The 25,774-nt window shown below is 57.8% G+C and carries 23 protein-coding genes and 1 pseudogene; 10 read left to right on the forward strand and 14 right to left on the reverse strand.

Features of this window, described 5'->3' with window-relative positions:
- Positions 1-25 precede the first annotated feature (25 nt).
- Genes surA through apaH form a run of 5 tightly spaced genes read left to right on the forward strand, consistent with a single transcriptional unit; the run spans position 26 to position 4,350 of the window.
- Complete coding sequence (gene surA, locus QQF33_RS13470; protein WP_282491616.1) at positions 26-1,312, forward strand: peptidylprolyl isomerase SurA; 1,287 nt, start codon at positions 26-28, stop codon at positions 1,310-1,312.
- Complete coding sequence (pdxA, locus tag QQF33_RS13475) at positions 1,312-2,298, forward strand: 4-hydroxythreonine-4-phosphate dehydrogenase PdxA (protein WP_285157959.1); 987 nt, start codon at positions 1,312-1,314, stop codon at positions 2,296-2,298. The genes surA and pdxA overlap by 1 nt, the downstream gene beginning before the upstream one ends.
- Entirely contained in the window at positions 2,295-3,116 is an 822-nt protein-coding gene (gene rsmA, locus QQF33_RS13480) for a 16S rRNA (adenine(1518)-N(6)/adenine(1519)-N(6))-dimethyltransferase RsmA (RefSeq protein ID WP_285146026.1), read from the forward strand. Before pdxA ends, rsmA begins: the two co-directional genes overlap by 4 nt.
- A gap of 3 nt (positions 3,117-3,119) precedes the next feature.
- The gene (gene apaG, locus QQF33_RS13485; RefSeq protein WP_282491613.1) at positions 3,120-3,497 is read left to right on the forward strand and encodes a Co2+/Mg2+ efflux protein ApaG; all 378 of its coding nucleotides are present in this window, start codon (positions 3,120-3,122) and stop codon (positions 3,495-3,497) included.
- Positions 3,498-3,501: 4 nt separating this feature from the next.
- The gene (gene apaH, locus QQF33_RS13490) at positions 3,502-4,350 is read left to right on the forward strand and encodes a bis(5'-nucleosyl)-tetraphosphatase (symmetrical) ApaH (protein ID WP_285157960.1); all 849 of its coding nucleotides are present in this window, start codon (positions 3,502-3,504) and stop codon (positions 4,348-4,350) included.
- Positions 4,351-4,656: 306 nt separating this feature from the next.
- Here apaH and folA read toward each other — a convergent pair whose 3' ends face one another.
- The 12 genes and pseudogenes from folA to QQF33_RS13550 all read right to left on the reverse strand — a co-directional run bounded on the left by folA (position 4,657) and on the right by QQF33_RS13550 (position 19,788).
- Positions 4,657-5,136, reverse strand: coding sequence for a type 3 dihydrofolate reductase (gene folA, locus QQF33_RS13495; protein WP_100777676.1), 480 nt, complete (start codon positions 5,134-5,136; stop codon positions 4,657-4,659).
- Positions 5,137-5,250: 114 nt separating this feature from the next.
- Positions 5,251-7,116 carry a glutathione-regulated potassium-efflux system protein KefC gene (kefC, locus tag QQF33_RS13500; RefSeq protein WP_285146029.1) on the reverse strand — a complete coding sequence of 622 codons (1,866 nt, stop codon included), beginning with the start codon at positions 7,114-7,116 and terminating at the stop codon, positions 5,251-5,253.
- Positions 7,109-7,639: a glutathione-regulated potassium-efflux system oxidoreductase KefF gene (kefF, locus tag QQF33_RS13505; protein WP_285146030.1), complete on the reverse strand. Its 531-nt coding sequence runs from the start codon at positions 7,637-7,639 to the stop codon at positions 7,109-7,111. The genes kefC and kefF overlap by 8 nt, the downstream gene beginning before the upstream one ends.
- A gap of 96 nt (positions 7,640-7,735) precedes the next feature.
- Positions 7,736-8,587, reverse strand: a complete 852-nt coding sequence (locus QQF33_RS13510; protein WP_285146031.1) for a 4Fe-4S dicluster domain-containing protein — start codon at positions 8,585-8,587, stop codon at positions 7,736-7,738.
- On the reverse strand, positions 8,587-9,411 hold the full coding sequence (locus QQF33_RS13515) for a dimethyl sulfoxide reductase anchor subunit family protein (protein WP_285150641.1): 825 nt from the start codon (positions 9,409-9,411) through the stop codon (positions 8,587-8,589). Before QQF33_RS13515 ends, QQF33_RS13510 begins: the two co-directional genes overlap by 1 nt.
- Complete coding sequence (locus tag QQF33_RS13520) at positions 9,404-10,033, reverse strand: DMSO/selenate family reductase complex B subunit (RefSeq protein WP_285150640.1); 630 nt, start codon at positions 10,031-10,033, stop codon at positions 9,404-9,406. The genes QQF33_RS13515 and QQF33_RS13520 overlap by 8 nt, the downstream gene beginning before the upstream one ends.
- Positions 10,020-12,413, reverse strand: a pseudogene (locus QQF33_RS13525) (DMSO/selenate family reductase complex A subunit). Before QQF33_RS13525 ends, QQF33_RS13520 begins: the two are co-directional and overlap by 14 nt.
- Before the next feature lie 119 nt (positions 12,414-12,532).
- The gene (locus QQF33_RS13530) at positions 12,533-12,766 is read right to left on the reverse strand and encodes a YgdI/YgdR family lipoprotein (RefSeq protein WP_095280727.1); all 234 of its coding nucleotides are present in this window, start codon (positions 12,764-12,766) and stop codon (positions 12,533-12,535) included.
- A gap of 213 nt (positions 12,767-12,979) precedes the next feature.
- Positions 12,980-16,204 carry a carbamoyl-phosphate synthase large subunit gene (gene carB / locus QQF33_RS13535; protein WP_282491606.1) on the reverse strand — a complete coding sequence of 1,075 codons (3,225 nt, stop codon included), beginning with the start codon at positions 16,202-16,204 and terminating at the stop codon, positions 12,980-12,982.
- A gap of 18 nt (positions 16,205-16,222) precedes the next feature.
- Complete coding sequence (carA, locus tag QQF33_RS13540; RefSeq protein WP_095280725.1) at positions 16,223-17,371, reverse strand: glutamine-hydrolyzing carbamoyl-phosphate synthase small subunit; 1,149 nt, start codon at positions 17,369-17,371, stop codon at positions 16,223-16,225.
- Positions 17,372-17,825: 454 nt separating this feature from the next.
- Positions 17,826-18,647 (reverse strand): 4-hydroxy-tetrahydrodipicolinate reductase, encoded by an 822-nt coding sequence (dapB, locus tag QQF33_RS13545; protein WP_285157961.1) that lies wholly within the window; start codon positions 18,645-18,647, stop codon positions 17,826-17,828.
- Between the two features lie 133 nt (positions 18,648-18,780).
- Positions 18,781-19,788, reverse strand: coding sequence for a LacI family DNA-binding transcriptional regulator (locus tag QQF33_RS13550; protein ID WP_285146037.1), 1,008 nt, complete (start codon positions 19,786-19,788; stop codon positions 18,781-18,783).
- 189 nt (positions 19,789-19,977) lie between these two features.
- Between QQF33_RS13550 and QQF33_RS13555 the strand changes: the two genes are divergently transcribed.
- From QQF33_RS13555 to QQF33_RS13575, 5 genes are read left to right on the forward strand one after another with little or no spacing between them, the layout of a single operon-like run.
- Complete coding sequence (locus QQF33_RS13555) at positions 19,978-21,714, forward strand: class I mannose-6-phosphate isomerase (protein ID WP_285157962.1); 1,737 nt, start codon at positions 19,978-19,980, stop codon at positions 21,712-21,714.
- A 2-nt stretch (positions 21,715-21,716) separates the two neighbouring features.
- On the forward strand, positions 21,717-22,145 hold the full coding sequence (locus QQF33_RS13560) for a PTS sugar transporter subunit IIA (protein ID WP_285157963.1): 429 nt from the start codon (positions 21,717-21,719) through the stop codon (positions 22,143-22,145).
- A 10-nt stretch (positions 22,146-22,155) separates the two neighbouring features.
- On the forward strand, positions 22,156-22,650 hold the full coding sequence (locus tag QQF33_RS13565; protein WP_282491601.1) for a PTS system mannose/fructose/N-acetylgalactosamine-transporter subunit IIB: 495 nt from the start codon (positions 22,156-22,158) through the stop codon (positions 22,648-22,650).
- A 10-nt stretch (positions 22,651-22,660) separates the two neighbouring features.
- Positions 22,661-23,458: a PTS mannose/fructose/sorbose/N-acetylgalactosamine transporter subunit IIC gene (locus tag QQF33_RS13570; RefSeq protein WP_202674012.1), complete on the forward strand. Its 798-nt coding sequence runs from the start codon at positions 22,661-22,663 to the stop codon at positions 23,456-23,458.
- Positions 23,458-24,273 carry a PTS system mannose/fructose/sorbose family transporter subunit IID gene (locus tag QQF33_RS13575; RefSeq protein WP_285157964.1) on the forward strand — a complete coding sequence of 272 codons (816 nt, stop codon included), beginning with the start codon at positions 23,458-23,460 and terminating at the stop codon, positions 24,271-24,273. The genes QQF33_RS13570 and QQF33_RS13575 overlap by 1 nt, the downstream gene beginning before the upstream one ends.
- A gap of 124 nt (positions 24,274-24,397) precedes the next feature.
- Here QQF33_RS13575 and QQF33_RS13580 read toward each other — a convergent pair whose 3' ends face one another.
- Entirely contained in the window at positions 24,398-25,168 is a 771-nt protein-coding gene (locus tag QQF33_RS13580) for a glucose-6-phosphate isomerase family protein (protein WP_285157965.1), read from the reverse strand.
- On the reverse strand, positions 25,161-25,715 hold the full coding sequence (locus QQF33_RS13585; protein WP_285157966.1) for a glucose-6-phosphate isomerase family protein: 555 nt from the start codon (positions 25,713-25,715) through the stop codon (positions 25,161-25,163). The genes QQF33_RS13580 and QQF33_RS13585 overlap by 8 nt, the downstream gene beginning before the upstream one ends.
- Positions 25,716-25,774 lie beyond the last annotated feature (59 nt).

Genomic DNA, 25,774 nt, shown 5'->3' on the forward strand with positions numbered 1-25,774 from the left:
TGCGGTTAATTGAAATGGAAAAAGTATGAAGAACTGGAAAACGCTGCTGCTCGGTATCGCTATGGTTGCGAACACCAGCTATGCCGCGCCACAGGTTGTTGATAAAGTCGCCGCCGTTGTGAACAACGGTGTAGTACTTGAGAGCGACGTTACTGGTTTAATGCAATCTGTGAAGCTCAATTCGGGCGAGGCAGGTCAGCAACTTCCCGATGACGCCACGCTGCGCCATCAGATCCTCGAACGTCTGATCATGGATCAGATTGTGCTGCAGATGGGTCAGAAAATGGGTGTGAAGGTGACCGATCAGCAGCTCGATGAGGCCATCGCTAACATTTCCAAGCAGAACAACATGACGCTCGACCAGATGCGCAGCCGTCTGGCTTACGATGGCATCAGCTACGCGACCTACCGGAATCAGATCCGCAAAGAGATGCTGATTTCTGAAGTGCGTAACAACGAAGTGCGTCGTCGCGTCACTATCCTGCCACAGGAAGTGGATCAGCTGGCGAAGCAGGTTGGCAGTCAGAACGATGCCAGCACTGAGCTGAACCTGAGCCACATCCTGATTCCTCTCCCGGAAAACCCAACCTCCGATCAGGCGGCTGAAGCGGAAAGTCAGGCGCGCTCTATCGTGGATCAGGCGCGTAACGGCAGTGACTTCGGCAAACTGGCGATCAGCTACTCTGCAGACCAGCAGGCGCTGAAAGGCGGCCAGATGGGCTGGGGTCGTATTCAGGAGCTGCCGTCTATCTTTGCGCAGGCGCTAAGCACGGCGAAGAAAGGCGACATTATCGGTCCAATCCGTTCCGGTGTGGGCTTCCACATTCTGAAAGTGAACGATATGCGCGGCCAGAGCCAGAGCATTTCTGTGACCGAAGTTCACGCTCGTCACATCCTGCTGAAGCCGTCTCCGATCATGACTGACGATCAGGCGCGCGTGAAACTGGAGCAGATTGCTGCGGACATTAAGAGCGGTAAAACCTCGTTCGCCAATGCCGCGAAAGAGTTCTCTCAGGATCCAGGCTCTGCAAACCAGGGCGGCGATCTGGGCTGGGCGGCAGCGGATATCTACGATCCGGCCTTCCGCGATGCGCTGATGAAGCTGAACAAAGGCCAGATGAGCGCGCCGGTTCACTCCTCCTTCGGCTGGCACTTGATCGAGCTGATGGATACCCGCAACGTGGATAAAACCGATGCGGCGCAGAAAGACCGCGCTTACCGTATGCTGTTCAACCGTAAGTTCTCTGAAGAAGCGGCGACCTGGATGCAGGAACAACGCGCCAGTGCTTACGTGAAAATCCTGAGCAACTAATGAAACCACAACGTGTTGTCATCACTCCCGGCGAACCCGCCGGGATTGGTCCTGACCTCGTCGTCCAGCTCGCACAGCAGAGCTGGCCGGTGGAACTGGTTGTCTGCGCTGATGAAACACTGTTAAAAGACCGGGCTGAATGGCTCGGTCTGCCTTTAACGCTCCTGCACTACGACGCCAGCCAAACACCTGTTCCGCAAACGGCGGGCACATTAACGATTCTTCCGGTTCCCCTTCGCGCTCCTGTCACGCCCGGTCTGCTCAGTACCGAAAACGGTCACTACGTTGTCGAGACGCTGGCGCGCGCCTGCGATGGTTGCCTGAGCGGTGAATTTGCCGCGTTGATTACCGGGCCAGTGCATAAAGGCGTGATTAACGACGCGGGTGTGCCTTTTACCGGCCATACGGAGTTCTTTGAAGAGCGTTCCCACAGCGACAACGTGGTAATGATGCTGGCAACAGAAGAGTTGCGCGTTGCGCTGGTGACGACCCATTTACCACTGAAAGCCATTTCAGAGGCGATCACGCCAGACCTGCTGCGCGAAATCATCACCATTTTGCATCACGACCTGCAAACCAAATTCGGCATTAAGGCACCGCATATTCTGGTCTGCGGGCTGAACCCGCATGCGGGCGAAGGCGGGCATATGGGCACGGAAGAGATCGATACCATCATTCCGGTGCTGGAAGAGATGCGCGGCAAAGGGATGAATCTTAGCGGGCCGCTGCCTGCTGATACCCTTTTCCAGGCTAAATATCTCGATAACGCGGATGCGGTGCTCGCGATGTACCACGATCAGGGCCTGCCCGTGCTAAAATACCAGGGATTTGGCCGCGCCGTGAACATCACGCTCGGTTTACCCTTTATTCGAACGTCCGTGGACCACGGCACTGCGCTGGATCTGGCAGGAAAAGGCCAGGCGGATGTCGGCAGTTTTATTACGGCGCTTAATCTCGCCATCAAAATGATTGTTAATACTCAATGAATACTAGAGTCCATCAGGGCCACTTAGCCCGCAAACGCTTCGGGCAAAACTTCCTTAACGATCAGTTCGTTATCGAAAGCATCGTCTCCGCCATTAATCCACAGAAAGGCCAGGCGATGGTCGAAATCGGTCCGGGCCTTGCGGCGCTGACGGAGCCTGTGGGTGAACGCCTCGACGAAATGACGGTTATCGAGCTGGACCGCGATCTGGCCGCTCGTCTGCAAACGCATCCGTTCCTTGGTCCTAAGCTGACGATTTATCAGCAGGACGCCATGACCATGAACTTCGCCGAGCTGTCCGAGAAGCTGGGCCAGCCGCTGCGCGTGTTCGGCAACCTGCCGTATAACATCTCCACGCCGCTGATGTTCCATCTGTTTAGCTATACTGATGCCATTGCCGACATGCACTTCATGCTGCAAAAAGAGGTCGTCAACCGACTGGTTGCAGGGCCGAACAGTAAAGCGTATGGTCGATTGAGCGTCATGGCGCAATACTATTGCCAGATTATCCCGGTGCTGGAAGTGCCGCCAACGGCGTTTACGCCAGCGCCAAAAGTGGATTCAGCGGTCGTGCGTCTGGTGCCACACGCCGTGATGCCGTATCCGGTTAAAGAGCTGCGTGTGCTGAGCCGCATCACCACTGAGGCCTTTAACCAGCGTCGTAAAACGATTCGTAACAGCCTGGGTAACTCGTTTACCGTCGAAGTGCTGACCGAATTAGGTATCGATCCAGCGATGCGTGCGGAAAACATTTCCGTTGAGCAGTACTGTAAGTTGGCTAACTACATCAGCGACAACGCACCGCCAAAGGAGAGCTAAGCCATGATTGATTCGCCCCGCGTATGTGTTCAGGTGCAAAGTGTCTATATCGAGTCTCAGTCCACGCCGGACGAAGAACGTTTTGTTTTTGCTTACACCGTGACCATTCGCAATCTGGGGCGGATGCCTGTGCAACTGCTCGGGCGCTACTGGCTTATCACCAACGGCAATGGCCGTGAAATTGAAGTCCAGGGGGAAGGTGTGGTCGGCGAACAGCCCCACATCGCCCCTGGCGAAGAGTTTCAGTACACCAGCGGTGCCGTCATAGAGACACCGATGGGCACCATGCAGGGCCATTACGAAATGGTCGATCCAGACGGCAATACCTTCCGTATTGCTGTTCCTGTTTTCCGTCTCGCCGTTCCTACTTTCATTCATTAAAAATATGTCTACATATCTCATTGGCGACGTTCACGGTTGCTACGATGAACTGATCGCATTGCTAAAACAGGTCGATTTTACGCCTGGACAAGACACCCTCTGGCTGACGGGCGATTTAGTGGCGCGCGGGCCGGGCTCACTGGACGTCTTGCGCTTCGTTAAATCGCTGGGCGACAGCGTGCGCGTGGTGCTGGGTAATCACGATCTGCATCTGCTGGCGGTGTTTGCCGGCATCAGTCGCAACAAGCCGAAAGACAGGATCACGCCGCTGCTGGAAGCACCAGACGCCGACGAGCTGCTCAACTGGCTGCGTCGTCAGCCGCTGCTGCAGGTCGACGAAGAGAAGAAGCTGGTGATGGCCCACGCCGGGATCACGCCGCAGTGGGATCTGCAGACCGCCAAAGAGTGCGCGCGCGACGTCGAAGCGGTGCTGGCGAGCGACTCCTATCCGTTCTTCCTCGATGCGATGTACGGCGATATGCCGAACAACTGGAGCCCGGAGCTGAGCGGTCTCGCGCGCCTGCGCTTCGTCACCAATGCCTTTACCCGCATGCGCTACTGCTTCCCGAACGGTCAGCTGGATATGTACTGCAAAGACACGCCGGAAAACGCTCCTGCGCCGCTGAAGCCGTGGTTTGCCATTCCTGGCCCGGTAACGGATGAGTACAGCGTGGTGTTTGGCCACTGGGCGTCGCTCGAAGGCAAAGGCACACCAGAAAATATTTACGGGCTGGATACGGGATGCTGCTGGGGCGGGGATTTAACCTGTCTGCGCTGGGAAGATAAGACGTATTTTGTTCAGCCGTCGAACCGGCATCTTGAGTTAGGGGATGGCGAGGCGGTTACCTCCTGATGTCATTGCCGGATGGCGGCCTACGTTCTTAGATGGTCTTTCGTAGGCCTGATAAGCGAAGCGCCATCAGGCAAACTCACCGCACAAGTGCCGGATGGCGGCTTCGCCTTATCCGGCCTACGTTCTTAAAGATGGCCCTTCGTAGGCCTGATAAGCGAAGCGCCATCAGGCAAACTTACCGCACGAATGCCGAATGGCGGCTTCGCCTTATCCGGCCTACGTTCTTAAAGATGGTCCTTCGTAGGCCTGATAAGCGAAGCGCCATCAGGCAAACTCACCGCACGAATGCCAAATGGCGGCTTCGCCTTAACGACGCTCTAACACTTCGAAGCAGTAGCTGTGCGAGTTCTGTGCGTCAGCGTCGTGGAATTCGCTGAACACAGATTCCCACTCGTCAGGATCGTAGTCCGGGAAATGCGTGTCCCCTTCCACTTCTGCGTCAATGTGGGTCAAATAGAGCTTCTGCGCTTTTGGCAGGAACTGCTCGTAAACACGGCCCCCACCAATCACCATAATCTCTTCCGCGTCGCCGCAGGCGGCAATCGCATCGTCGACAGATTTTACCCATTCAACGCGATCGTCGGTACCTGGCTGGCTACTGATAACGATGTTCTTACGACCCGGCAACGGTCGACCGATTGACTCCCAGGTCAGGCGGCCCATCACTACCGGCTTGTTAAGCGTGGTACGTTTAAACCATGCGAGATCGGCAGGCAGGTTCCACGGCATGGCGTTTTCCATACCGATAACGCGGTCTACCGCCAGCGCTGCAATCAGACTGATCATTGAAAATTTCCCGGATGCAAAAAATTGCCGCCACTATACGGAAAGCTTAATCTTTCGTCGACTGGCGGCAGAGTAAAGAACGGGAAATATTTCAATATTGCTGGCAACTCCACTTCACGCCAGAGGTTTACTCTCCGGTTCATCCTTAGGATCGCCGGTATGTTTGCCCTCTTCCGTGCCCTGCCAGCCGTGACGCTGAGTCAACGACAGATGATTTCGATCCTCATTGATGATCTCCGTCAGCATCGCGCTGGTGCGTTTCACTACCGCAGCGCGGGACGTCGCATCCTCTTCGGCCATCTCCACCATCTCTTCGACCATCCCGGTGTTAAACCGGCGGAACAGATCGGCCCGCTCGCGCGCTTCATAGGCACCCAGCCCTAATCCTTCCAGCGCCATGCGCCCGGACTTCAGCGCCCCTTCGAAGGTTTCACGCTCCGGCGCTTCCACCCCGGCCTGACGCAGCTTGATGTAGTGGTCCACATCGCGCGCACGGGAGATGATTTTCAGGTTCGGGAAATGCTCCATCGCCAGCTCAGCCAGTTGGAGGCTGGCCTGCGGATCGTCAATCGCGTTAATCAGCACCTCGGCTTTCGCCGCCCCGGCGGATTCCAGCAGATCGACGCGCGTCGCATCGCCGTAAAAGACCTTCATGCCAAATTTACGCAGAGTTTCAATGTGGTCAGGATCGTGATCCAGAATGACCATTTTCACCCCGCTGGAGAGCAGCAAGCGGCCGGTGATCTGTCCGAAGCGGCCAAACCCGGCGATGATGACCCGCGGCTGTTCTTCGTCAATCTCATCCGCTTCGCGATCCTGCCCGCTGCCGGATTGCTCCAGACGCGTAAGCAGCACCAGTAAAATCGGCGTGGCCGCCATCGACAGCGCCACCGCCAGGGTCAGCGCCTTCGCCCACTCGGCGTCGAGCACGTTCGCCATCTGCGCCGCACCAAACACCACGAAGGCAAATTCACTCCCCTGCCCCAGCAAAACCGCAAACCAGCGGCGCTGTTTATTCGGCACATTCAGCGGGCGGGCGATCAGCCACAGCATGCCCATTTTAATGACCAGGAAACCGACCAGCAGGATCAGAATGCGCAGCGGGTGCGTCACCAGCGTGCCAAAGTCGATGGACATCCCGACGCCGATAAAGAACAGCCCCAGCAGCAGGCCCTTAAAGGGTTCGATATCGCTTTCCAGCGCATGACGGTATTCGGAGCTGGCGAGCAGCACGCCCGCGAGAAATGCGCCCATCGCCATCGACAGACCGGCCTCTTCGAGCAGCAGACCAAAGCCGAAGACCAGGAACAGGGCCACGGCGCTGAACACTTCCCGCAGACCGGAGCGCGCGACAAATCGCAGCAGCGGACGCGTCACATACCGGCCCAACAGGATCACCAGCGCCAGCGCGCCCGCCACTTTCAGCGCCGACAGGGCGAAGGCCCCCAGCGTAGTGGACGAACCGCTCGCCGCCAGCAGCGGGATCATCGCCACCAGCGGAATCGCGGCGATATCCTGGAACAGCAAAACGGAGAAGGTACTGCGCCCCATCTGGGACACCGTCAGGTTGCGCTCATTCATCGCCTGCATGGCAATCGCCGTCGAGGAGAGCGCAAGAGTCATGCCGATCAGCTCGGCGACCTTCCAGTCCATCCCGAGCAGAATACAGAATCCGCCCAGCAGCGCGCCGCAGGCGATCATCTGCAACGCCCCGCCGCCAAACACCGAGGCGCGCAGTTTCCACAGACGCTGCGGGTCGAGCTCCAGACCAATGACAAACAGCATCAGCACCACGCCGATTTCGGCAAAATGCAGAATAGACTCGGCGTCAGTGACCAGCCCCAGCCCCCACGGGCCGATGGCGCAACCGGCGATCAAATACCCGAGCACCGAGCCCAGGCCCAGGCGCACCGCCACCGGAACGATCAGCGCGGCCGCACCCAGGTAGATCAATGCCTGTATCAGCGTATGGCTATCCATGGTGGTGCTCCTGCCAGTCGAGTAGACGTTGTTTGTAGTGACGGGCCTGCGCCTGCAAGGTTTCGTCATCGCAGACAAAGGTGCAGTGCATGGCGAAAGGCGGCAGCCACTGCAATCCGCAGTACACCGCCGTCGCCTGCAATGGCTGAGACAGCACCTCAAATCCCGGATGTTCGCCAATATCGAAATGACTTTCCCCGCCGCCAGTGGTAACGGCCCACATCAGGCTTTTGCCTTTCAGCGCGTGACCGTTATGCCCGTAGGCCCAGCCGTGGGAGAAGACTTTGTCGATCCACAGTTTGAGCAGCGGCGGCGTGCTGTACCACTGCATCGGGTGCTGCCAGACGATCAGATCCGCGCGGGCAATCGCCTCCTGTTCGGCGGCAATATCGATGTTGAAATCGGGATAGAGTTGATAGAGGGAGCGTATTTCTACGCCGTCAATTTCCCTGACTTGATCGAGCATTCGCTTATTCGCATGCGAGTGTTGCGGATAAGGATGCGCATAAATTATCAGAATCATTCGGAGCTCTTTACGGAAGGAACATCTGATCAAGCATATCCCATTGGCGGTAAAACAAAAACGAGATACATAAGCACAGCAAATGTATCGGAGTTGTCACCGCATCCCGTGATGATGCTGGCGGCAAATCGGACACAGGGAGGTCTGCGGATGCCAGGCATAAAACGGGCGGGAGCACGCCAGGCAGGAGGTCTCAAACAAGGGGTGAACGATCGCCCCGGCTTTGCGCGTTTCAGGCACAATGCGTATGGCATCAACCGGACAGACCGCCTCGCACGCTTTGCAGCCGGTGCACTGCCGGGCGTCGAGGGCAAAGGCTCCCGCCTCTAGCACTAACGCCTTCGGGGAACAGACCCGGCTGCACGCCGCGCAGGCGACACACCGTTCAGGATCGAGCTGCAGCGTAAACTGTTGATACTGCGGAAAAGCCTTCGAGAGCGGCTCCACCTCCACAGAAACGCCTTTCTCCACGCCTGACAAACGGCGGCGTCCGCGATCGAGAGATGCTAGCTGCGGCGGAAAAATCTGCCACGCGGGTTCGTCCAGTTCGCGCAGCTTAAGATTGAGCGCCGCGATAGCGAGGCCCCAGTGAGGATGTTCATCCAGATCGATATCCACACCGCGAATATGATGTTGAACATGCCACAGCAGGAGTTCGTTGATGTCAGGCGCAATGGCCGTGAAGGGCGCGATCAGCCGTTGAGCGAGAGTGTGCCTTCGGGGAGGTTCAAGGTGCGCAATGGCTCCCACGGGGCAGACAAACAGACAACGGCCACAGCGCAGGCACAGTTCGTCGTTAAGCGCTGCGCCCTCGCCTGTTACCGTCAGCGCATCTGCCGGGCAATTGTCCACGCAGGCGCGGCAGGTTGCACGTCGAAGCGAGCGGCGTAAACATGACTCGCCCACCGCGGGTGGCGGTGGGGAGTCAGCTAAAGCGAAACGCAGCATCAGTGAATGCTAAAGAACGCAAAGCGCAGCAGAACTTCGGCTATCAGCAATAATGCGCCACCGGCGTACAGCCACACCTGGCGAGAGCGAAGTGCGCCGCAGGCAAAGGCCAGCGCACCGACGACGGAGAGCGACCAGCCCCACAAACGCAGCTCAGCGGTGGTTTTGAACGCCTCCAGCGGCTGATGCGGGAACATCAGCGCGTCACTCAGTCCGGCCCCGGACAGCCACGACATATAAGGAATTTGCGTCAGCAGCCGAACCAGAACGGCTACCACTACCAGCGCCATCATCCCGCGGGCAAGCGAGCTATTACGCAGGGGCAGCAGCACACTGGCCACCACCGCGCCGACAATGGCTACCGACCCATAAAACATCACCAGAGTATTGGCATGCATCCAGGTGATCACCGAGGTATGCATGTAGATCTGGCTCATGCAATACACGTCGATCAGCCCCAGCAGCAGCGCCAGCGGCATCAACCCCTTCCAGAGCGATCCTTTCATCAGCGAGGCCAAAAAGCCCAACCCGGCGAAGGCCAGGAACAGGCTGGCAAATACGATCTCACGACTCAGCCACGAACTGTTGAAATGGCGCAGGGCGTTGAAGGCGTTAAGCGGATATCCCAGATGGAATACCGATGCCAGCAGGCCCAGTCCGGCCATGACGCAGACGATAAAGATCGGCAGTTGCGGCCGTTCCGTCGACAGCCGAGTGGAATAACGCGGCGTGCTGCCCGACCACAGGTTCAGGGTCAGAAAGAGCGTCAGCCCGACGGCCCCCTGCAGTAGCAGGGTAAAGATTAACAGCGGCCACTCATGCATGAGGTTTCTCCTTTTTCTCTGCACCCTGATGCGCTTTGATCACCAGGCTAGGCTGGGTGATCGCCGAATCGGGCAATCCGTTCACATCGCAAAGATGGCCGAATTTTTTGCGTAACTCGTCGATCGGGCCAAACTGGATGGCTCCCAGCGGACAGGTCGCGACGCAGATCGGCTGTTCGCCCTGCGCCTGGAGATCCACGCAAAAATCGCACTTCGACATTTGCCCGGTTTGCGCGTTGAGTTGAGGTGCGCCATAAGGGCAAGACCAGGCGCAATAACCGCAGCCCACACACTTGTCAGTGTTGACGCGTACAATGCCGTCGCCAGGCCTTTTGTGCATGGCGGTGGTGGGGCAGTTCTTCGTACATATAGGATCGGCGCAATGATTGCAGGAGATGGAGAGGGTGTAGGCGAAGACATTGTTCTGCACGCCGCCCTGGCCCGTCGGCATGAACCCGCCGCCCGTCACTTCGTAAACCCGACGAAAACGGCGCCCGACGTCCAGATTATTTTTATCCTTGCACGCCACCTGGCAGGCTTTGCAGCCTGAACAGCGGGAGGAATCGATAAAGAACCCCAGCTGTTTATCGCTTACGGGTGCGTATTCCTTAAACTGACTCATGCTTCGCTACCTCCACCAGCATGGTTTGATGTGAATTCCCTTTCGCCAGCGCGGTGATCCGCGTTGAGCTGAGTACGTTGGCGCATCCGCCGTGGTCGACGCCTTGCGCATCGGGCTGCCACCAGGCGCCTGCCTGCATCGCCACCACGCCCGGGATAATCCGTGGCGTAACGTTCGCCTCGACCAGGCTCACGCCGCGATCGTTATGAATCCGCACCTTGTCACCTTGCTGGACTCCGCGTTGCTCAGCATCCAGCGGGTTAATCCACAGTTTTTGCGTCTGCACTTCCTGCAGCCACGGGTTGGCGTACTGAGTGGAGTTCGCGCGGTTTTTGCCTTTCCAGGTGATCAGCTGTAACGGATACTGCTTCGCCAGCGGATCTTCCGGTCCTTCGTGGGCGGGCACATAGTGGGACAGCGCCGGGATTTCCGGATGGTTCATGTCGTAGAGGCGCTTCGAAAAGATCTCGATTTTGCCGGACGGCGTCGGGAAAGGATGATTGTCGGGATCGCGGATATTCTCTTCAAAGGCCACCCACGGCGCGCTTTTGAAAAGATGGCGGCGGGTCACTTGCAGCTCGGCAAAGGTCGGGAGTTTTTCGTCCGGCATCGACTGGCGCGTGTTCTCCCAGATGTGTTCGATCCACCCTTTCTCATCGCGCCCCTGGCTGAATTCAGCTTCAACGCCAAGTTTCGCCGCCACTTCACGCTGCCAGGCATAATCGCTGCGACGCTCAAATTCAGGCTCAATCAGTTTTTCGGAGAGGATCAAATAGTTTGCCGTCCCCCAGGTTTCGCCAATGTTCCAGCGTTCCATAAAGCTGGTTTCGGGCAGCAGCAGGTCGGCATACTTCGCGCTCGGGCTCATGTAGAGATCGCTCACGACAATAAACTCGATTTTCGATTCGTCCTCGAGCACTTTCACCGTCTGATTCACATCCGGGTTCTGGTTCGCCAGATAGTTCCCCGCCAGAGAGAACAGAATGCGGATGTTACTTTTCAGTTTTTCCGCGCCCTTGAGTCCATCCTCGGGTTTCACCTGGCTCGCATCATCAGCGGCCTGAACCCAGTTCATGATGGAGATGCTCTCCTTCACCGGGTTTTCCAGGGTTTCGGTCCCGGTGGTGAATTTGCGGTTGGCGCATCCGCCGTAACCCGCGGCCCAGCCGCCCGTCACGCCGACGTTACCGGTGAGTGTGGCAAGCAGCGTCGATCCGCGCGCGGTTCTTTCACCGCAGTTATGTCGCTGCGGACCCCAACCCTGGATCAGGGCAGCCGGTTTGGAGGTGGCGTAGTCGCGCGCCAGCTGGCGAATCGTCTGCGCCGGAACGTGGGTGATTTTTTCTGCCCATTCCGGCGTTTTAACGACCCCGTCTTTCGTCCCCATCAGATAGGAGATCAGCGACTCATTGGCCGGAACGCCTTCTGGCATCGACTGTTCATCAAAGCCCAGCGTATGGCGGGCGATAAAGTTTTTATCGTGCAGATTCTCGCTGATGATGACGTACATCATCGCGTCCATCAGGGCATTGTCGGTGGTTGGCAGCAACGGGATCCACTGGTCAGCCAGGGAAGAGACGGTATCGGAATAGCGCGGATCAACGACGATAAAGCGGGTGCCGTTTTGCTTCATCTGCTGAAAATAGTGGTTGGTATGCCCGAAAATCGTCTCGGTAGGGTTGTGCCCCCAGAGGATCACCAGCGGGGTGTCCTTGAGCGTATCAAGCGAGTTTCCGCTGGCCGCGATGCCATAGGTGTAAGGCGTGGCCGCCACGGTATTGCCGAGGCTGACCGAGTGGTAGTAAGAGAGATAACCCCCGGTCAGATTCAGCAGACGCTTCATCATGCCGTCGCCAGAAAACGCCCCGCCGCTGGTGGCGGTGTTGTTATGCATAAACCGCGATTCCGGGCCGTATTTCGCCGTGATGCGCTTGAGGTTATCCGCAATCAGGGTCGTGGCTTCATCCCAGGAGATGCGCTCAAACTTCCCTTCACCACGTTTACCCACGCGCTTCATCGGATATTTAAGCCGGTCGGGATGATAGACAAATTTACGGTATCCGCGGCCACGAACGCAGGCGCGCATGATGGGCATGTCGGCATCCAGCTCGTTATCAGGACGGGTAGTAATGCGGGTGACGACACCGTCCGAGACATGCGCCCGAATATCGCATTTCCCGCCACAGTCAAAGGTGCTGCAGGTGGGTACGACTTTTTCAGCGGATGCAGGCGCAGGATCCGGGATGGTTTCGGCAGCCTAAGCAGAATGGGATTTAAGCGAAACAAAGGGTAGGGTCAGGAGTAAAGAGCCTGACTTCAGGACACTTCGCCGCGAAAGGCGAAAGCCTTGCTCATCTTCAGTCTTATTTTGGTCTTCCATAATCACTCTCCAGTATTCAGAGCGTGATTTTCACCTACCTCGTTGGGGTTACGATTGATATTCGTCAAGGATTAGAGACAGCGGCACGGTGCCGCTGTCATAAAGAAAATGAATGAGAATCAGTTATCTAATTCACTCATGTTCTTCACCTGGTCGCGGTTAATTTGCTCGGTTTTACCGGTTTCCGCGTTTTTATAAGAGACCAGACCGGTATCGTCATCGACCTGCGGTTTACCGTCGGTGACGATGGTTCTGCCGTCGGTAGTTTTCACCGCCTGGTTGGATGAACAACCGGCAACGGTAAAGAGGGCTGCTGCAGCAAAAATTGAGGTAGCCAGAAGTTTATTTCGCATGGTGTTCTCCCTGCTTTTCAGTTGAATTTAATTATCGACCTAACCATTTTAGGCTAACTGACTGACGGGAGATGGAAAACCAGAACACTCTGAAGAAGTACGGAGAGGCTTGTTGCCGGGTGGCGGCTGCGCCTTACCCGGCCTACAGGTGGAAATGTGGTTTTTGTAGGGCGGGTAAGCGCAGCGCCACCCGCCGGATACACGCGGTGCGGCTTACTTGTTAATTTGCGCGTGCATTTCCTGCACCGAAATCACCTTCTCGGTGGCATCCGCGTTCAACGCCATCGCTGTCGCGAAACCGCCGTTCAGGGTGGTGTCGTAATGCACTTTGTACTGCAGCGCGCTGCGGCGAATCAGCTTGGAGTCTTCAATCGCCTGACGACCTGCGGTGGTGTTGATGATGTAGGTGTACTCGCCATTCTTGATACGGTCCTGAATGTGCGGACGACCTTCATGCACCTTGTTGACCAGACGCGGGTTGATACCGGCTTCACCCAGCACGATAGCCGTGCCGTGGGTCGCATCCAGCTCAAAGCCCTGTTTCAGCAGTTTCGCCGCCAGGTCTACCACACGCTCTTTGTCGCCTTCGCGCACGGAGAGCAGCGCACGGCCCTGCTTTCTCATGGTCGAGCTGCTGCCGAGCTGTGCCTTGGCGAAAGCTTCCGCGAAGGTACGGCCCACGCCCATGACTTCACCGGTGGAGCGCATCTCTGGCCCTAACAGCGGGTCAACGCCCGGGAATTTGTTGAATGGCAGGACCACCTCTTTCACCGAGTAGTACGGTGGGATGATCTCTTTGGTCACGCCCTGCTGAGTCAGCGTCTGGCCCGCCATCACGCGCGCCGCCACTTTCGCCAGCGGAATCCCGGTCGCTTTGGAGACGAACGGCACGGTACGCGCCGCACGCGGATTCACTTCAATCAGGTAGACTTCGTTATCTTTCACCGCAAACTGGACGTTCATCAGGCCGCGAACCTGCAGCTCGAAGGCCAGTTTCTGCACCTGCTGGCGCATCACATCCTGAATTTCCTGGCTCAGGGTGTAGGCTGGCAGAGAACACGCGGAGTCACCGGAGTGCACGCCCGCCTGCTCGATGTGCTCCATGATGCCGCCAATCAGCACCATTTCGCCGTCGCAGATGGCATCCACGTCCACTTCTACCGCGTCGTCGAGGAAGCGGTCGAGCAGCACCGGCGCATCGTTAGAGACGCTCACCGCGGTCTGGAAGTAGCGGCGCAGGTCAGCTTCGTCGTAGACGATTTCCATCGCGCGGCCGCCCAGTACGTAGGACGGGCGCACCACCAGCGGGTAGCCAATCTCTTTCGCCTTCTCAACCGCCATTTCAATCGCGGTCACAGTGGCGTTCGCCGGTTGTTTCAGCTTCAGACGGTCAACCGCCTGCTGGAAACGCTCGCGGTCTTCCGCGCGGTCAATCGCATCCGGGCTGGTGCCGATAACCGGCACACCTGCTGCTTCCAGCGCGCGCGCCAGTTTCAGCGGGGTCTGGCCGCCGTACTGCACGATAACGCCTTTTGGCTTCTCGATGCGCACGATTTCCAGCACGTCTTCCAGGGTTACCGGCTCGAAGTAGAGGCGGTCAGAGGTGTCGTAGTCGGTCGATACGGTTTCCGGGTTACAGTTGACCATGATGGTCTCGTAACCGTCTTCGCGCAGCGCCAGAGAGGCGTGTACGCAGCAGTAGTCAAACTCGATGCCCTGGCCGATACGGTTTGGACCGCCGCCGAGAACCATAATTTTGTCGCGGTCGGTGGACGGGTTCGCTTCGCACTCGTCTTCGTACGTGGAGTACATGTAGGCGGTGTCGGTGGCGAACTCAGCCGCGCAGGTGTCCACGCGTTTGTAGACCGGGTGCAGATTGTACTGGTCGCGCAGCTTGCGGATTTCAGATTCACGTACACCCGCCAGTTTCGCCAGACGCGCATCGGCGAAGCCTTTGCGTTTCAGCATACGCAGGAAGTCAGCGTCGAGACCGGTGATGCCCATCTCTGCCACTTTCTCTTCGAGGCGCACCAGCTCTTCGATTTGCACCAGGAACCAGCGGTCGATGTTGGTCAGGTTGAAGACGCCGTCGACAGACAGGCCCGCGCGGAAGGCATCGGCGATGTACCAGATACGCTCAGCGCCCGCGTCTTTCAGCTCGCGGCGGATTTTGGTCAGCGCTTCCGGGTCATCCAGGCTCACTTTCGGGTCGAAGCCCATCGCGCCCACTTCGAGGCCGCGCAGGGCTTTCTGCAGGGATTCCTGCTGAGTGCGGCCAATCGCCATCACTTCGCCGACGGATTTCATCTGGGTGGTCAGACGGTCGTTCGCGCCCGCGAATTTCTCGAAGTTGAAGCGAGGAATCTTAGTCACAACGTAGTCGATAGACGGTTCAAACGACGCCGGAGTACGACCGCCGGTGATGTCGTTCATCAGCTCGTCGAGGGTGTAACCCACCGCCAGTTTCGCCGCCACTTTCGCAATCGGGAAACCGGTCGCTTTGGAGGCCAGCGCCGAGGAGCGGGAGACGCGCGGGTTCATTTCGATAACAATCAGGCGACCGTTTTTCGGGTTCACGGAGAACTGCACGTTGGACCCGCCGGTTTCGACGCCGATTTCACGCAGTACCGCCATCGAGGCGTTACGCATGATTTGATACTCTTTGTCGGTCAGAGTCTGAGCCGGTGCCACGGTGATGGAGTCGCCAGTGTGGATACCCATCGCATCGAAGTTTTCGATAGAGCAGACGATGATGCAGTTGTCGTTTTTATCACGCACCACTTCCATCTCGTACTCTTTCCAGCCAATCAGCGACTCGTCAATCAGCAGCTCTTTGGTTGGGGAAAGATCCAGACCGCGTTCGCAAATCTCTTCGAACTCTTCGCGGTTGTAGGCGATACCGCCGCCGGTGCCGCCCATGGTGAAGGAAGGACGGATGATGCACGGATAGCCGACGTCAGCGGCAACCGCCAGCGCTTCTTCCATGGTGTGTGCGATGCCGGAGCGCGCGGTGTCGAGGCCGATTTTCTTCATCGCCACGTCGAAACGGCGGCGGTCTTCGGCTTTATCAATCGCGTCGGCGGTGGCACCAATCATGGTCACGCCGAACTCGGCCAGTACGCCCTGACGTTCCAGCTCCAGCGCACAGTTCAGCGCGGTCTGGCCGCCCATGGTTGGCAGCACGGCGTCCGGACGTTCTTTTTCGATAATTTTGCGTACCACTTCCCAGTGAATCGGCTCGATGTAGGTCGCATCGGCCATTTCCGGGTCGGTCATGATGGTGGCCGGGTTAGAGTTCACCAGAATAACGCGGTAACCCTCTTCGCGCAGGGCTTTACACGCCTGTGCGCCGGAGTAGTCGAATTCGCAGGCCTGGCCGATAACGATCGGACCAGCGCCAAGGATCAGGATGCTTTTTATATCTGTACGTTTTGGCATGTTGTTCTCGGCTCCTGATTATTTAGCGGTCTGACGGTATTGCTCGATAAGTTCGATGAAGTGATCGAACAGCGGCGCGGCATCGTGCGGGCCTGGGCTGGCTTCAGGGTGACCCTGGAAGCTGAACGCCGGTTTGTCGGTGCGATGGATACCCTGCAGGGTATGGTCGAACAGCGACTTGTGGGTAACGCGCAGGTTGGCAGGCATTGACGCCTCGTCCACCGCAAAACCGTGGTTCTGCGCGGTAATCATCACCGTGTTGTTGTCGATATCTTTCACCGGGTGGTTACCACCGTGGTGGCCGAACTTCATCTTAACGGTCTTCGCACCGCTCGCCAGCGCCAGCAGCTGATGGCCGAGGCAGATGCCAAATACCGGAATATCGGTTTCGAGGAAGCTTTTAATCGCTTCAATCGCGTAATCGCACGGCGCCGGGTCACCAGGGCCGTTGGAGAGGAAGATCCCGTCCGGGTTCATCTTCAGTACTTCGTCCGCAGGCGTTTTCGCCGGAACCACCGTCAGGCGGCAGCCGCGGTCCACCAGCATGCGCAGGATATTGCGCTTCGCGCCGTAGTCGTAGGCGACCACGTGGAACGGCAGCTCTTCTTCTTTCTTCGCTTCTGGCAGTTCGCCCGCCAGCGTCCAGCTCCCCTGCGTCCAGCTATAAGCTTCCGCGGTGGTCACTTCTTTCGCCAGATCCATCCCGTTCAGGCCAGGGAAGGCTTTCGCTTTTTCCTGCGCCAGGGCCGCATCCAGGTTATCGCCCGCGATGATGCAGCCGTTCTGTGCGCCCTTCTCGCGCAGCAGACGGGTCAGCTTACGGGTATCGATATCGGCAATCGCCACGATGTTGTGACGCTTCAGGTAAGAAGAGAGGTCTTCGGTGTTGCGGTAGTTGCTGGCAATCAGCGGCAGGTCGCGAATAATCAGACCTTGTGCGTGGACCTGGGAAGATTCGGCATCGGCTTCGTTGGTGCCGACATTACCAATATGAGGATAAGTAAGGGTGACGATTTGGCGGGAATAGGAAGGATCAGTGAGGATTTCTTGATAACCGGTCATTGAAGTATTGAAAACGACTTCCCCAACCGCCGAACCTGTTGCCCCTATGGCCCGACCGATAAACTGGGTTCCGTCTTCCAGAACCAATAGCGCTGACTTAATCAAAACACCCTCCAGAGAATATTCACTCACTTTATCTGCATATTAATTCACAACGACGTCATGAATCAATGCAAATTTGCTGCCAGTGGATTTTCGGCAAACGGCGGCATTCTGGGGATTTGGAGGGGTAAAGTCAACTCAAAATGGCTTTTTTGTTTATTATTTTACGCACCTTTGACGATTAACGGAGTTTAAGCCATAAAAAGATCAACAAAATCACGTTAGAAAACGTTTGTACGCTGAGTTTAGTGGGATCTGAGTGTGAGGGGCAATAAAAACCAGACCAGATGGTCAAAATTTACAGTACGATAACACAAAATTGAGAGAAGATGATATTTTTAACGCCTTTAGCTAAAGAAACTACGCCAAAATGGCAAAATAAAAGGGCAATAATATATTGCCCTGTGCAATCAATCAATTAAGACTGCAATAACCACATCACGATGGGTAATAACACTTATAAATCGTTAAGATTAAGCACATCTCGCATATCAAAAAGACCGTTATCTAACGCTTTAAGCCACAACGCGGAGCGCACTGCGCCGTTGGCAAAGGTCATACGGCTGGATGCTTTGTGGGTAATTTCCACGCGCTCGCCGATATCGGCGAAGATCGCCGTATGTTCACCGACGATGTCGCCCGCACGCACTGTCGCAAACCCAATAGTGCCCGGAACACGCTCGCCGGTATGCCCTTCGCGAGAGTAGACCGCGCAGTCCTTTAAATCCTTATCAAGTGCATAAGCAATCGCTTCGCCCATCGCCAGCGCCGTACCGGACGGGGCATCCACTTTATGTCGGTGGTGCGCTTCGATAATCTCGATGTCCGTGTACTCGCCCATCACTTTGGCCGCTTTCTCCAGCAGCTTGAGCATCACGTTGACGCCGACGCTAAAGTTAGCCGCGAAGACAATGGCGATCTCCTGGGAAGCGTCTTTGATGGCCTGTTTGCCCGCGTCGTCAAAACCGGTGGTGCCGATGACCATGCCTTTCCCGTGCTGACGGCAAAACGCAAGATGGTGTAGCGTCCCTTCCGGACGGGTGAAATCGATGAAAACGTCAAAATCGTCTTTCACCGCCTCCAGGCTGCTCTGCACGGTCACGCCCGTCTTGCCTACGCCCGCCAGTTCGCCCGCGTCGGTTCCCAGAAGCGAAGAGCCGTCGCGCTCCAGCGCCGCGCCAAGCGCAACGCCGTCTAACTGCAGCGCTGCCTGAATTAACTGACGGCCCATACGGCCACCCGCGCCCGCTATCGCGACACGTACCTGTGCATCATGCATAGTTATTCTCTTACGTTAAAAGTATGTAAATCGTTTTCAGATTAACCAGCCTTCGGCAATGCTGCTATCTGAAAACGCCGATAATTAGAATTTTATGATAAACAGGGAGCAGTATCAGTAAAAGACATGAGGATCAGCGAAAACCGCATGATTCCCGCACCACCAGCGCCGGTGGCAGGATGATCCGTTTTGCCGGTTCGTCGTTGCCCTGAATCCGGCTGAACAGCAGCTCCCCGGCTTTACGCCCGATCTCTTTCGCCGCGACCGATACCGTGGTCAGCGCGGGCTGAACCAGCGCCGCTTCGGTGATGTCATCGAAGCCGACCAGCGCAAAATCCCGCCCCGGTTCGCGGCCCAGTTTGCGTAAACTCTGCATAACGCCGAGCGCCACAATATCCTGATAGCAAATGGCCGCCGTGATCTGCGGATTGTCCCGCAGCAGGGTTTCCGCCACGCGTGCCCCGTCGCTCTGGCTGGCCTGCGAGGTGATGATCCAGTCGGGATTTGGCGCGACGCCATACTCCAGCAGCTGGCTGGTAAAGCCGCCGATACGCTGCGCCCGCGAGCCGGAATTCTGGCTGCCACCGATAAACGCAATCTGGCGATGCCCCATCCGCAGCAGATGTTCGGTCGCCATTTGTGTGCCGAGGAAGTTATCCGTCCCGACAAAATCGAAATCAGGATCGTTGAGCGGGCGCACCACCATAATCGCCGGAATGTTGCGCCGCTTCAGGCCGTCGAAAAAGGCCTGCGGCGTTTCCCGGGCCGCGCACAGCACCATTCCACCGACGTTATTGCGCATCAGAGAATCGACAAATTTCTGCTGCCGCTGGGACGACTCTTCGCTGTTCGCCAGGAACAGCATCAGATCGTGACGCTCCATTTCGTGGCTTAATCCCGCCGTCATCTCCCCGTAAAAAGGGTTGGTGATATCGTGCAGCAGCAGTCCGACCTGATTGCTGCTGCGATTGCGCAGGTTGGCCGCCGTCTGGTTATAGACGTAGCCCGATTCATCCAGCGCTTTCAGCACCCGCTCGCGGGTCGCCTGTGAAATGCGCCCTTTGTTGCACAACACCATCGAGACCGTCGCCGTTGAGACTCCGGCCCGCTTCGCGACATCGGCCAGCGTGATTCCTGTCATAGTGACTCCTTTAAGACTTCATTCCAGATTAATCGAATAACCTATTTTTTGCACTTTTCCCTGTGAGCCTCTTCACATTCCGCCCGCTTTTTCCCCTTTCATTGCCTGGAATGGCGGGTTAATCGCGTTAACCACCCTTCTCAAACGCGGTTAATCGAATAACCTTAAGCAACGATTACGGAGGATAAAATGAGCTACTACGAAAAATATCCCACGCTCAAGATTGAAGGCTACGACGACAGCGCCTGGCAGGGCTGGGAAGCGATAACGGCCCGGCTTCGCGCCAGAACAGGCCAGCGAACCGTTCTGGTGATTGACTGCTATCCGGGCGTTCGCCTGGCCGAACTGGAAGAAAATCTGCTGTGCGCGCTGAACCCGGCCCTGGTGATTAACGCCGAACAGGCGCGGCTCGATGAGTCGGCCCTGCATCAGCTTCTGGCGCGCAACCTCACGGATGACCGCGTCTTTGGGGTGCTCTCCTGCCATCAGCTCAGCGAGTTTATCGATCCGCAAAAGCTGGCTGCGCTGAAAGAACAGGTCAGCAACGCCCCTGACGGGCTGATCGTGATTTACGGCCCCGGTGCGGCGCTGGTGCATCCGGGTGATGTGCTGGTGTATGCGGATCTGCCGCGCTGGGAGATCCAGCAGCGGATGCGCAGCGGCGAGCTGGATAACTGGGGCGCAGAGAATCAGAGCGAAGACATGCTCAGGCGCTACAAGCGGGCGTTCTTTGTCGAGTGGCGCGTGTTCGACCGCCATAAAACCCCGCTTCTCAAACGCGCCGATTTCCTGCTGGATACCACCCGTGCCGACAGCCCGGCGATGGTCACCGGCGACGCGCTGCGTGCCGGACTCAAGCAAACCACGCAGCAGCCGTTTCGCGTCGTCCCCTTCTTCGACCCCGGCGTATGGGGCGGCCAGTGGATGAAGCAAAAATTCGATCTCGATCCCTCCGCGCCCAATTACGCATGGTGTTTTGACTGTGTGCCCGAGGAGAACAGCCTGTTACTGCGTTTTGGCGCGGTGCGGATCGAGATCCCCTCTCAGGACCTGGTGTTGCTCGAGCCTCGCGCGCTGTTGGGTGAAAAAGTCCACGCGCGCTTTGGCGCCGAGTTCCCGATTCGCTTCGATTTTCTCGATACCATCGGCGGGCAGAACCTCAGTTTCCAGGTGCATCCGCTGACCGAGTACATCCAGCAGCAGTTTGGCATGCACTATACCCAGGATGAGAGCTACTACATTCTGGAAGCGGAGCCGGGCGCGATGGTCTATCTCGGGACCAAAACCGGCACTGAGCCGCAGGCGATGCTCGATAACCTCCGAAGCGCCGGTCGCGGTGAGCAGCCGTTTGATGATGCGCGCTTTGTGAATCAGATCCCGGCGAAGAAGCACGATCATTTCCTGATCCCCGCAGGAACCGTTCACTGTTCCGGTACCGGGACGATGGTGCTGGAGATCAGCGCCACGCCGTATATCTTCACCTTCAAGCTGTGGGACTGGGGCCGCCTGGGCATGGACGGTCTGCCGCGCCCGGTGCATCTCGATCACGGCGAGAAGGTCATCGACTGGCAGCGCGATACCCAGTGGGTGCATCAGCATCTGGTGAATCAGGTGGAGCCGATTGCCGAGGGCGAAGGCTGGCGGGAGGAGCGCACCGGTCTGCACGAGCGCGAATTTATCGAAACGCGTCGCCACTGGTTTAGCGCCCCGGTCGTGCATCACACCCACGGCGGCGTCAACGTGCTCAATCTGGTGGAAGGCGATCGAGCCATCGTCGACAGCCCGAGCGGCGCCTTTGCTCCTTTCACCGTGCGTTACGCCGAGACCTTTATCATCCCGGCAGATGTCGGCGAATACCGCATCTCACCGTCCGGTGAAACTTCCGGTAAACCGCTCGCCACCATCAAAGCCTGGGTAAGGGGGTAATCATGATCCGGTTTATTGTCGCCACCCACGGGCCGCTGGCCAGCGCGCTGCTGCAAAGCGGGCAGATGGTATATGGCGAGCTTCCTCATGTTCAGGCAGTGTGCCTGACGGAACAGGCGGGCATCGAAGGGTTTCGCCGCGAGTTTACCGCGACGCTGGAAGCGGCCAGCGCACAGGCCGACGGGGTGCTGGTACTGTGCGATATGCAGAGCGGCACGCCGTGGAACGTGGCCTGCGAGGCCGCCTTTAATCCCCACACCCAGCCGCCGGTCGCCGTGGTGGCCGGAGTGAATTTCCCGATGCTGCTGCAGACCGACGACGTGGCGCACCTGCCCGACGTGAATATCGCGGCGGCCCGACTGATTGAACTGACCCATCCTACGTTGATTCAGGCAAAACCTGTCGTCTCAGCGCAGTCAGATGACTTTTAAGGAGCATGCTATGAGTATTTCATTTGTACGCATTGATGACCGGGTGATCCACGGGCAGCTCATCACGCGCTGGGCCAAAGAGCTGCCCTGTGACGGTATCGTCGCCATTGACGACGCCGTCGCGGCCGATCCGCTGCTCTCCTCAGTGATGAAAGGGGCGGTCTCCGACACCAAAGTGTGGCTGTTCGATACCGCCACCGCCATCGAAAAACTGCCGAAGGTGATTGCCAGCGAGAAACGCTATTTCGTGATTGGCAAATCGCCCGTCACCCTGCAGCGTCTCGAGCAGGCGGGTATTAGCCTGAAAAACAGCAACGGCAAAATCAACGTCGGGCCCATGAGCGCCCGCGCCAATACCACCACCATCGGCCCGAATCAGTCGGTCACCACCGACGAAGCTGCCGCGTTTGAGTGGCTGACGGCGCAGGGGCATAACGTTGAGTTTCGCCTCGTGCCGGATGCCAGCTTTTACACCTGGCAGGACGCCCGCCAGAAGCTGAAATGAGGAGCGCAGAATGATTATCGAAGCGTCATTAATAGGGCTGCTGTGCTATCTCGGCGCACTCAGCAGCCCGTGGCTGCTGGGCCTGACCGGCGGCTGGTATTTGATTTCCCGTCCGCTGGTTTCCGGCATGCTGGTCGGTCTGATTCTGGGGGATGTGAAAACCGGGATCATGATCGGCGTGGCGGTGCAGGCGGTTTATATTGCGATGGTCACGCCGGGCGGCTCGATGCCTGCGGATCTGAACTTCGTCGCCTACCCTGCCATTGCGCTGGGCATTCTCTCCGGAAAAGGGCCGGAGGTGGCCGTCGCGCTGGCGGCGACCATCGGCATCGCCGGAACCATTCTGTTCAACGCGATGATGGTGCTGAACTCGTACTGGAACCACCGCGCCGATGTGGCGCTGGAGAAAGGCGATGAGCGCGGGATCTACTTCAACAGCGCCATCGGGCCACAGGCGATGAACTTTGTCCTGCGCTTTGTGCCGACCTTTATCGCGGTCTATTTCGGCGCGCAGTACATCAGCGGGTTTATGGACAGCCTGCCGAAAATCGTGCTCTCCACCATGAACGTGCTGGGCGGGATTTTGCCTGCGGTGGGGATCGCCATTCTGCTGAAACAGATCATTAAAAATTACACCATGTTGATCTACTTCCTCGTCGGCTTTATCTGCATCGTTTTCCTGAAGCTGAACATGGTGGCGCTGGTGATCGTCGGCAGCCTACTGGCGCTGATCCACTACAACTACAAACCGGAAGCCCCGCAGGCGGTGGCTGCACGCCGGGTTGACGACGATGAGGATGAATTCTGATGGAAGAGCGTAAATTAACCCGCAAAGATCTGCGCCGCTGCTGGCGCGCGTGGATGATGCATAACCTGTCGTCGATGAGTTTTGAGCGTCTGGAATCGTTCGGCTTCTGTCTGAGCATGCTCCCGGTGGCGAAAAAACTCTATCCGGATGCCACTCAGCGCAAGGAGATGCTGCGTCGCCATGCGTCGTTCTACAACACCGAGCCGCAAATCGGCGCGATCGTCAACGGAATGGCGCTGGGCCTGGAAGAGAAAAAAGCCAACGGCGAACCGATCGACGGCGAGACCATTAACACCCTCAAAGTCGGGCTGATGGGGCCGATCGCCGGGATCGGCGATTCGATGATCCCCGGCATGCTGATCCCAATCCTGCTCAGCATCGGGATGGCGCTGGCGGCGGGCGGCAATATTCTCGGCCCGCTGTTTTACACCGTCGCGTGGCTGGCGATCATCATTCCGGGCTCCTGGTATCTGTTCCTCAAGGGCTATCAGATGGGCTCGGGGTCGGTGGAGATGCTGGTCAGCAGCAAATCGACTCGCCTGCGTGAAGCCCTGTCGCTGCTGGGCGTGTTCGTCATGGGCGGCGTGGCGGCGAGCTACGTGAAGCTCGGCACCGGGCTGGAGTTCATCACCAAAGACGGCGTGAACATCCATGTGCAGCAGATGCTCGACGGGATTTTCCCGCAGCTGTTGCCGCTGATTGTGGTGCTTGGGACCTGGTATCTGATGGCGAAACGCGGCGTGTCGCCGGTGAAAGCGATGGTGTTGCTGCTGGTTCTGGCGGCCGCGGGCGTGGCGAGTGGGTTGTTTGCGTGAAGACAGGAGCCGTGGAGCGGGTTTTGTAGGCCGGGTAAGGCGTAGCCGCCACCCGGCAAAAGGTCAGGTTCGTGCGGTTTAATGCCCGGTGGCGCTTCGCTTACCGGGCCTACGTTTACACTGTTTATGGATGGAAATTCTGCCACAGCTCCGCGGCTCGATCCGGGCGGGAGATAAACTGGAAGCGCGCCGGATCATCAATAAACTGCTGATAAATCGGCGCGTCGGTAATACCAAACTCGCTGTAACGACGCGGCGTGATGGTCTGCAGCCGCCCCGGCTGATAGTGAGGGTTGTGCTGCCAGATAACGTGATTCCCTTGCACCAGCGGATACCAGGCCAGCCCCTTGCGCGCGCGAACCGCGTCGTATTCAAACCCGTACTCCCGGTCGCACCACGCGCCGAACGTCAGCGGTACATCGGGCGAAGCGGAGATGGTGGCGTGCCCCCATCCCGGTGGGACCAGCACTTTATCGCCTGGCCCGGCGAGCACCGCGAAACAGCGCCCCGGATCGTCCTCGACCCTTTCCTGCATGTAGATAATCGCTTTGCCCTGCCAGATCTCGTACAGCTCCGGCGGCGACCAGCCGCTGTGCTGGCTGATACGATGCACATGCCCCTGGCTGCGCACCGGTTCATCGCCCAGCGTCCCGGCGGCATAGGTCACAACACCGAACAGCAGCATCCGTTTTTCCAGCTCCTGGCGATTCGCCATCCGCGCGACGTCCATCGCGATGGCATAGACCTGCTCCGGCCCGGTGCAGTCAGGGTTGCGCAGCGACGGACGAATTTGATCCAGCGTGCGGATCTCCGGCATCGGCCCTGTGACGTCGTCGCCGTAGCTGAAACCGAGCGGCTGATGAGTGATAGTCATATCCAGCCCGAACTTATCCATTTCCAACCTCCCAGCCATCGGCTGAGGCAAAAACGCGAAGCGCGAAACCGCCTGCCAGCGCGGCGTAATCGTGCCCGGCCACCGTCGGCCAGACGGCTAATGATGAGAGCGTTTCTGTTCCGGTGTTGATTAAGCGGTGCGCGGTGAAGGGAGGAATAATGTGGACCGAGCCTGGCGCGACGCGTTCCAGCCGCGCTTCACCCTGCTCCGTCTGCAGTAGCAGCAAACCTTCCCCACTCAGCCCGAAATAGACTTCGCCCTGCTCCCGCTGTTTATGAAAATGGCCGCGCGTCATATAAAACTCGTCGCCAATTTTCCCGGCATTGAGATGGGTTACGCCGACATACAGCGCCCCCGCTTGCGCCGGGGAGTCGAGCATTTCCACGCTATACACGATATCGTTTGGATCGCGCTGCTGCCAGGCGAGCGTATCGCTGAACACACCCGTCAGATCGCCCACGCGCGTGGCTTTGCGGATAAGAGGACCATTGGCGAACGCGCCGCTGGCCCATGCCACCTGGGGTGGCAGGATAATATCAGGATTCATGTTTCTCTCCGGCCCAAGGAGAACGGCACGATCAGCCTATCAGATTAAACGATTAACCT

Source organism: Lelliottia wanjuensis, assembly GCF_030238365.1.
Taxonomy (GTDB): Bacteria; Pseudomonadota; Gammaproteobacteria; order Enterobacterales; family Enterobacteriaceae; genus Enterobacter; species Enterobacter wanjuensis.

Coding starts and splice junctions, on each gene's coding strand:
- dapB (WP_285157961.1), bottom strand. CDS start 18,647: ATGCATGATGCACAGGTACGTGTCGCGATAGCGGGCGCGGGTGGCCGT.
- QQF33_RS13570 (WP_202674012.1), top strand. CDS start 22,661: ATGATTATCGAAGCGTCATTAATAGGGCTGCTGTGCTATCTCGGCGCA.
- folA (WP_100777676.1), bottom strand. CDS start 5,136: ATGATCAGTCTGATTGCAGCGCTGGCGGTAGACCGCGTTATCGGTATG.
- QQF33_RS13565 (WP_282491601.1), top strand. CDS start 22,156: ATGAGTATTTCATTTGTACGCATTGATGACCGGGTGATCCACGGGCAG.
- surA (WP_282491616.1), top strand. CDS start 26: ATGAAGAACTGGAAAACGCTGCTGCTCGGTATCGCTATGGTTGCGAAC.
- QQF33_RS13510 (WP_285146031.1), bottom strand. CDS start 8,587: ATGCTGCGTTTCGCTTTAGCTGACTCCCCACCGCCACCCGCGGTGGGC.
- apaG (WP_282491613.1), top strand. CDS start 3,120: ATGATTGATTCGCCCCGCGTATGTGTTCAGGTGCAAAGTGTCTATATC.
- carB (WP_282491606.1), bottom strand. CDS start 16,204: ATGCCAAAACGTACAGATATAAAAAGCATCCTGATCCTTGGCGCTGGT.
- pdxA (WP_285157959.1), top strand. CDS start 1,312: ATGAAACCACAACGTGTTGTCATCACTCCCGGCGAACCCGCCGGGATT.
- QQF33_RS13555 (WP_285157962.1), top strand. CDS start 19,978: ATGAGCTACTACGAAAAATATCCCACGCTCAAGATTGAAGGCTACGAC.
- kefF (WP_285146030.1), bottom strand. CDS start 7,639: ATGATTCTGATAATTTATGCGCATCCTTATCCGCAACACTCGCATGCG.
- QQF33_RS13515 (WP_285150641.1), bottom strand. CDS start 9,411: ATGCATGAGTGGCCGCTGTTAATCTTTACCCTGCTACTGCAGGGGGCC.
- apaH (WP_285157960.1), top strand. CDS start 3,502: ATGTCTACATATCTCATTGGCGACGTTCACGGTTGCTACGATGAACTG.
- kefC (WP_285146029.1), bottom strand. CDS start 7,116: ATGGATAGCCATACGCTGATACAGGCATTGATCTACCTGGGTGCGGCC.
- QQF33_RS13560 (WP_285157963.1), top strand. CDS start 21,717: ATGATCCGGTTTATTGTCGCCACCCACGGGCCGCTGGCCAGCGCGCTG.
- QQF33_RS13550 (WP_285146037.1), bottom strand. CDS start 19,788: ATGACAGGAATCACGCTGGCCGATGTCGCGAAGCGGGCCGGAGTCTCA.
- QQF33_RS13575 (WP_285157964.1), top strand. CDS start 23,458: ATGGAAGAGCGTAAATTAACCCGCAAAGATCTGCGCCGCTGCTGGCGC.
- QQF33_RS13520 (WP_285150640.1), bottom strand. CDS start 10,033: ATGAGTCAGTTTAAGGAATACGCACCCGTAAGCGATAAACAGCTGGGG.
- QQF33_RS13585 (WP_285157966.1), bottom strand. CDS start 25,715: ATGAATCCTGATATTATCCTGCCACCCCAGGTGGCATGGGCCAGCGGC.
- QQF33_RS13530 (WP_095280727.1), bottom strand. CDS start 12,766: ATGCGAAATAAACTTCTGGCTACCTCAATTTTTGCTGCAGCAGCCCTC.
- QQF33_RS13580 (WP_285157965.1), bottom strand. CDS start 25,168: ATGGATAAGTTCGGGCTGGATATGACTATCACTCATCAGCCGCTCGGT.
- rsmA (WP_285146026.1), top strand. CDS start 2,295: ATGAATACTAGAGTCCATCAGGGCCACTTAGCCCGCAAACGCTTCGGG.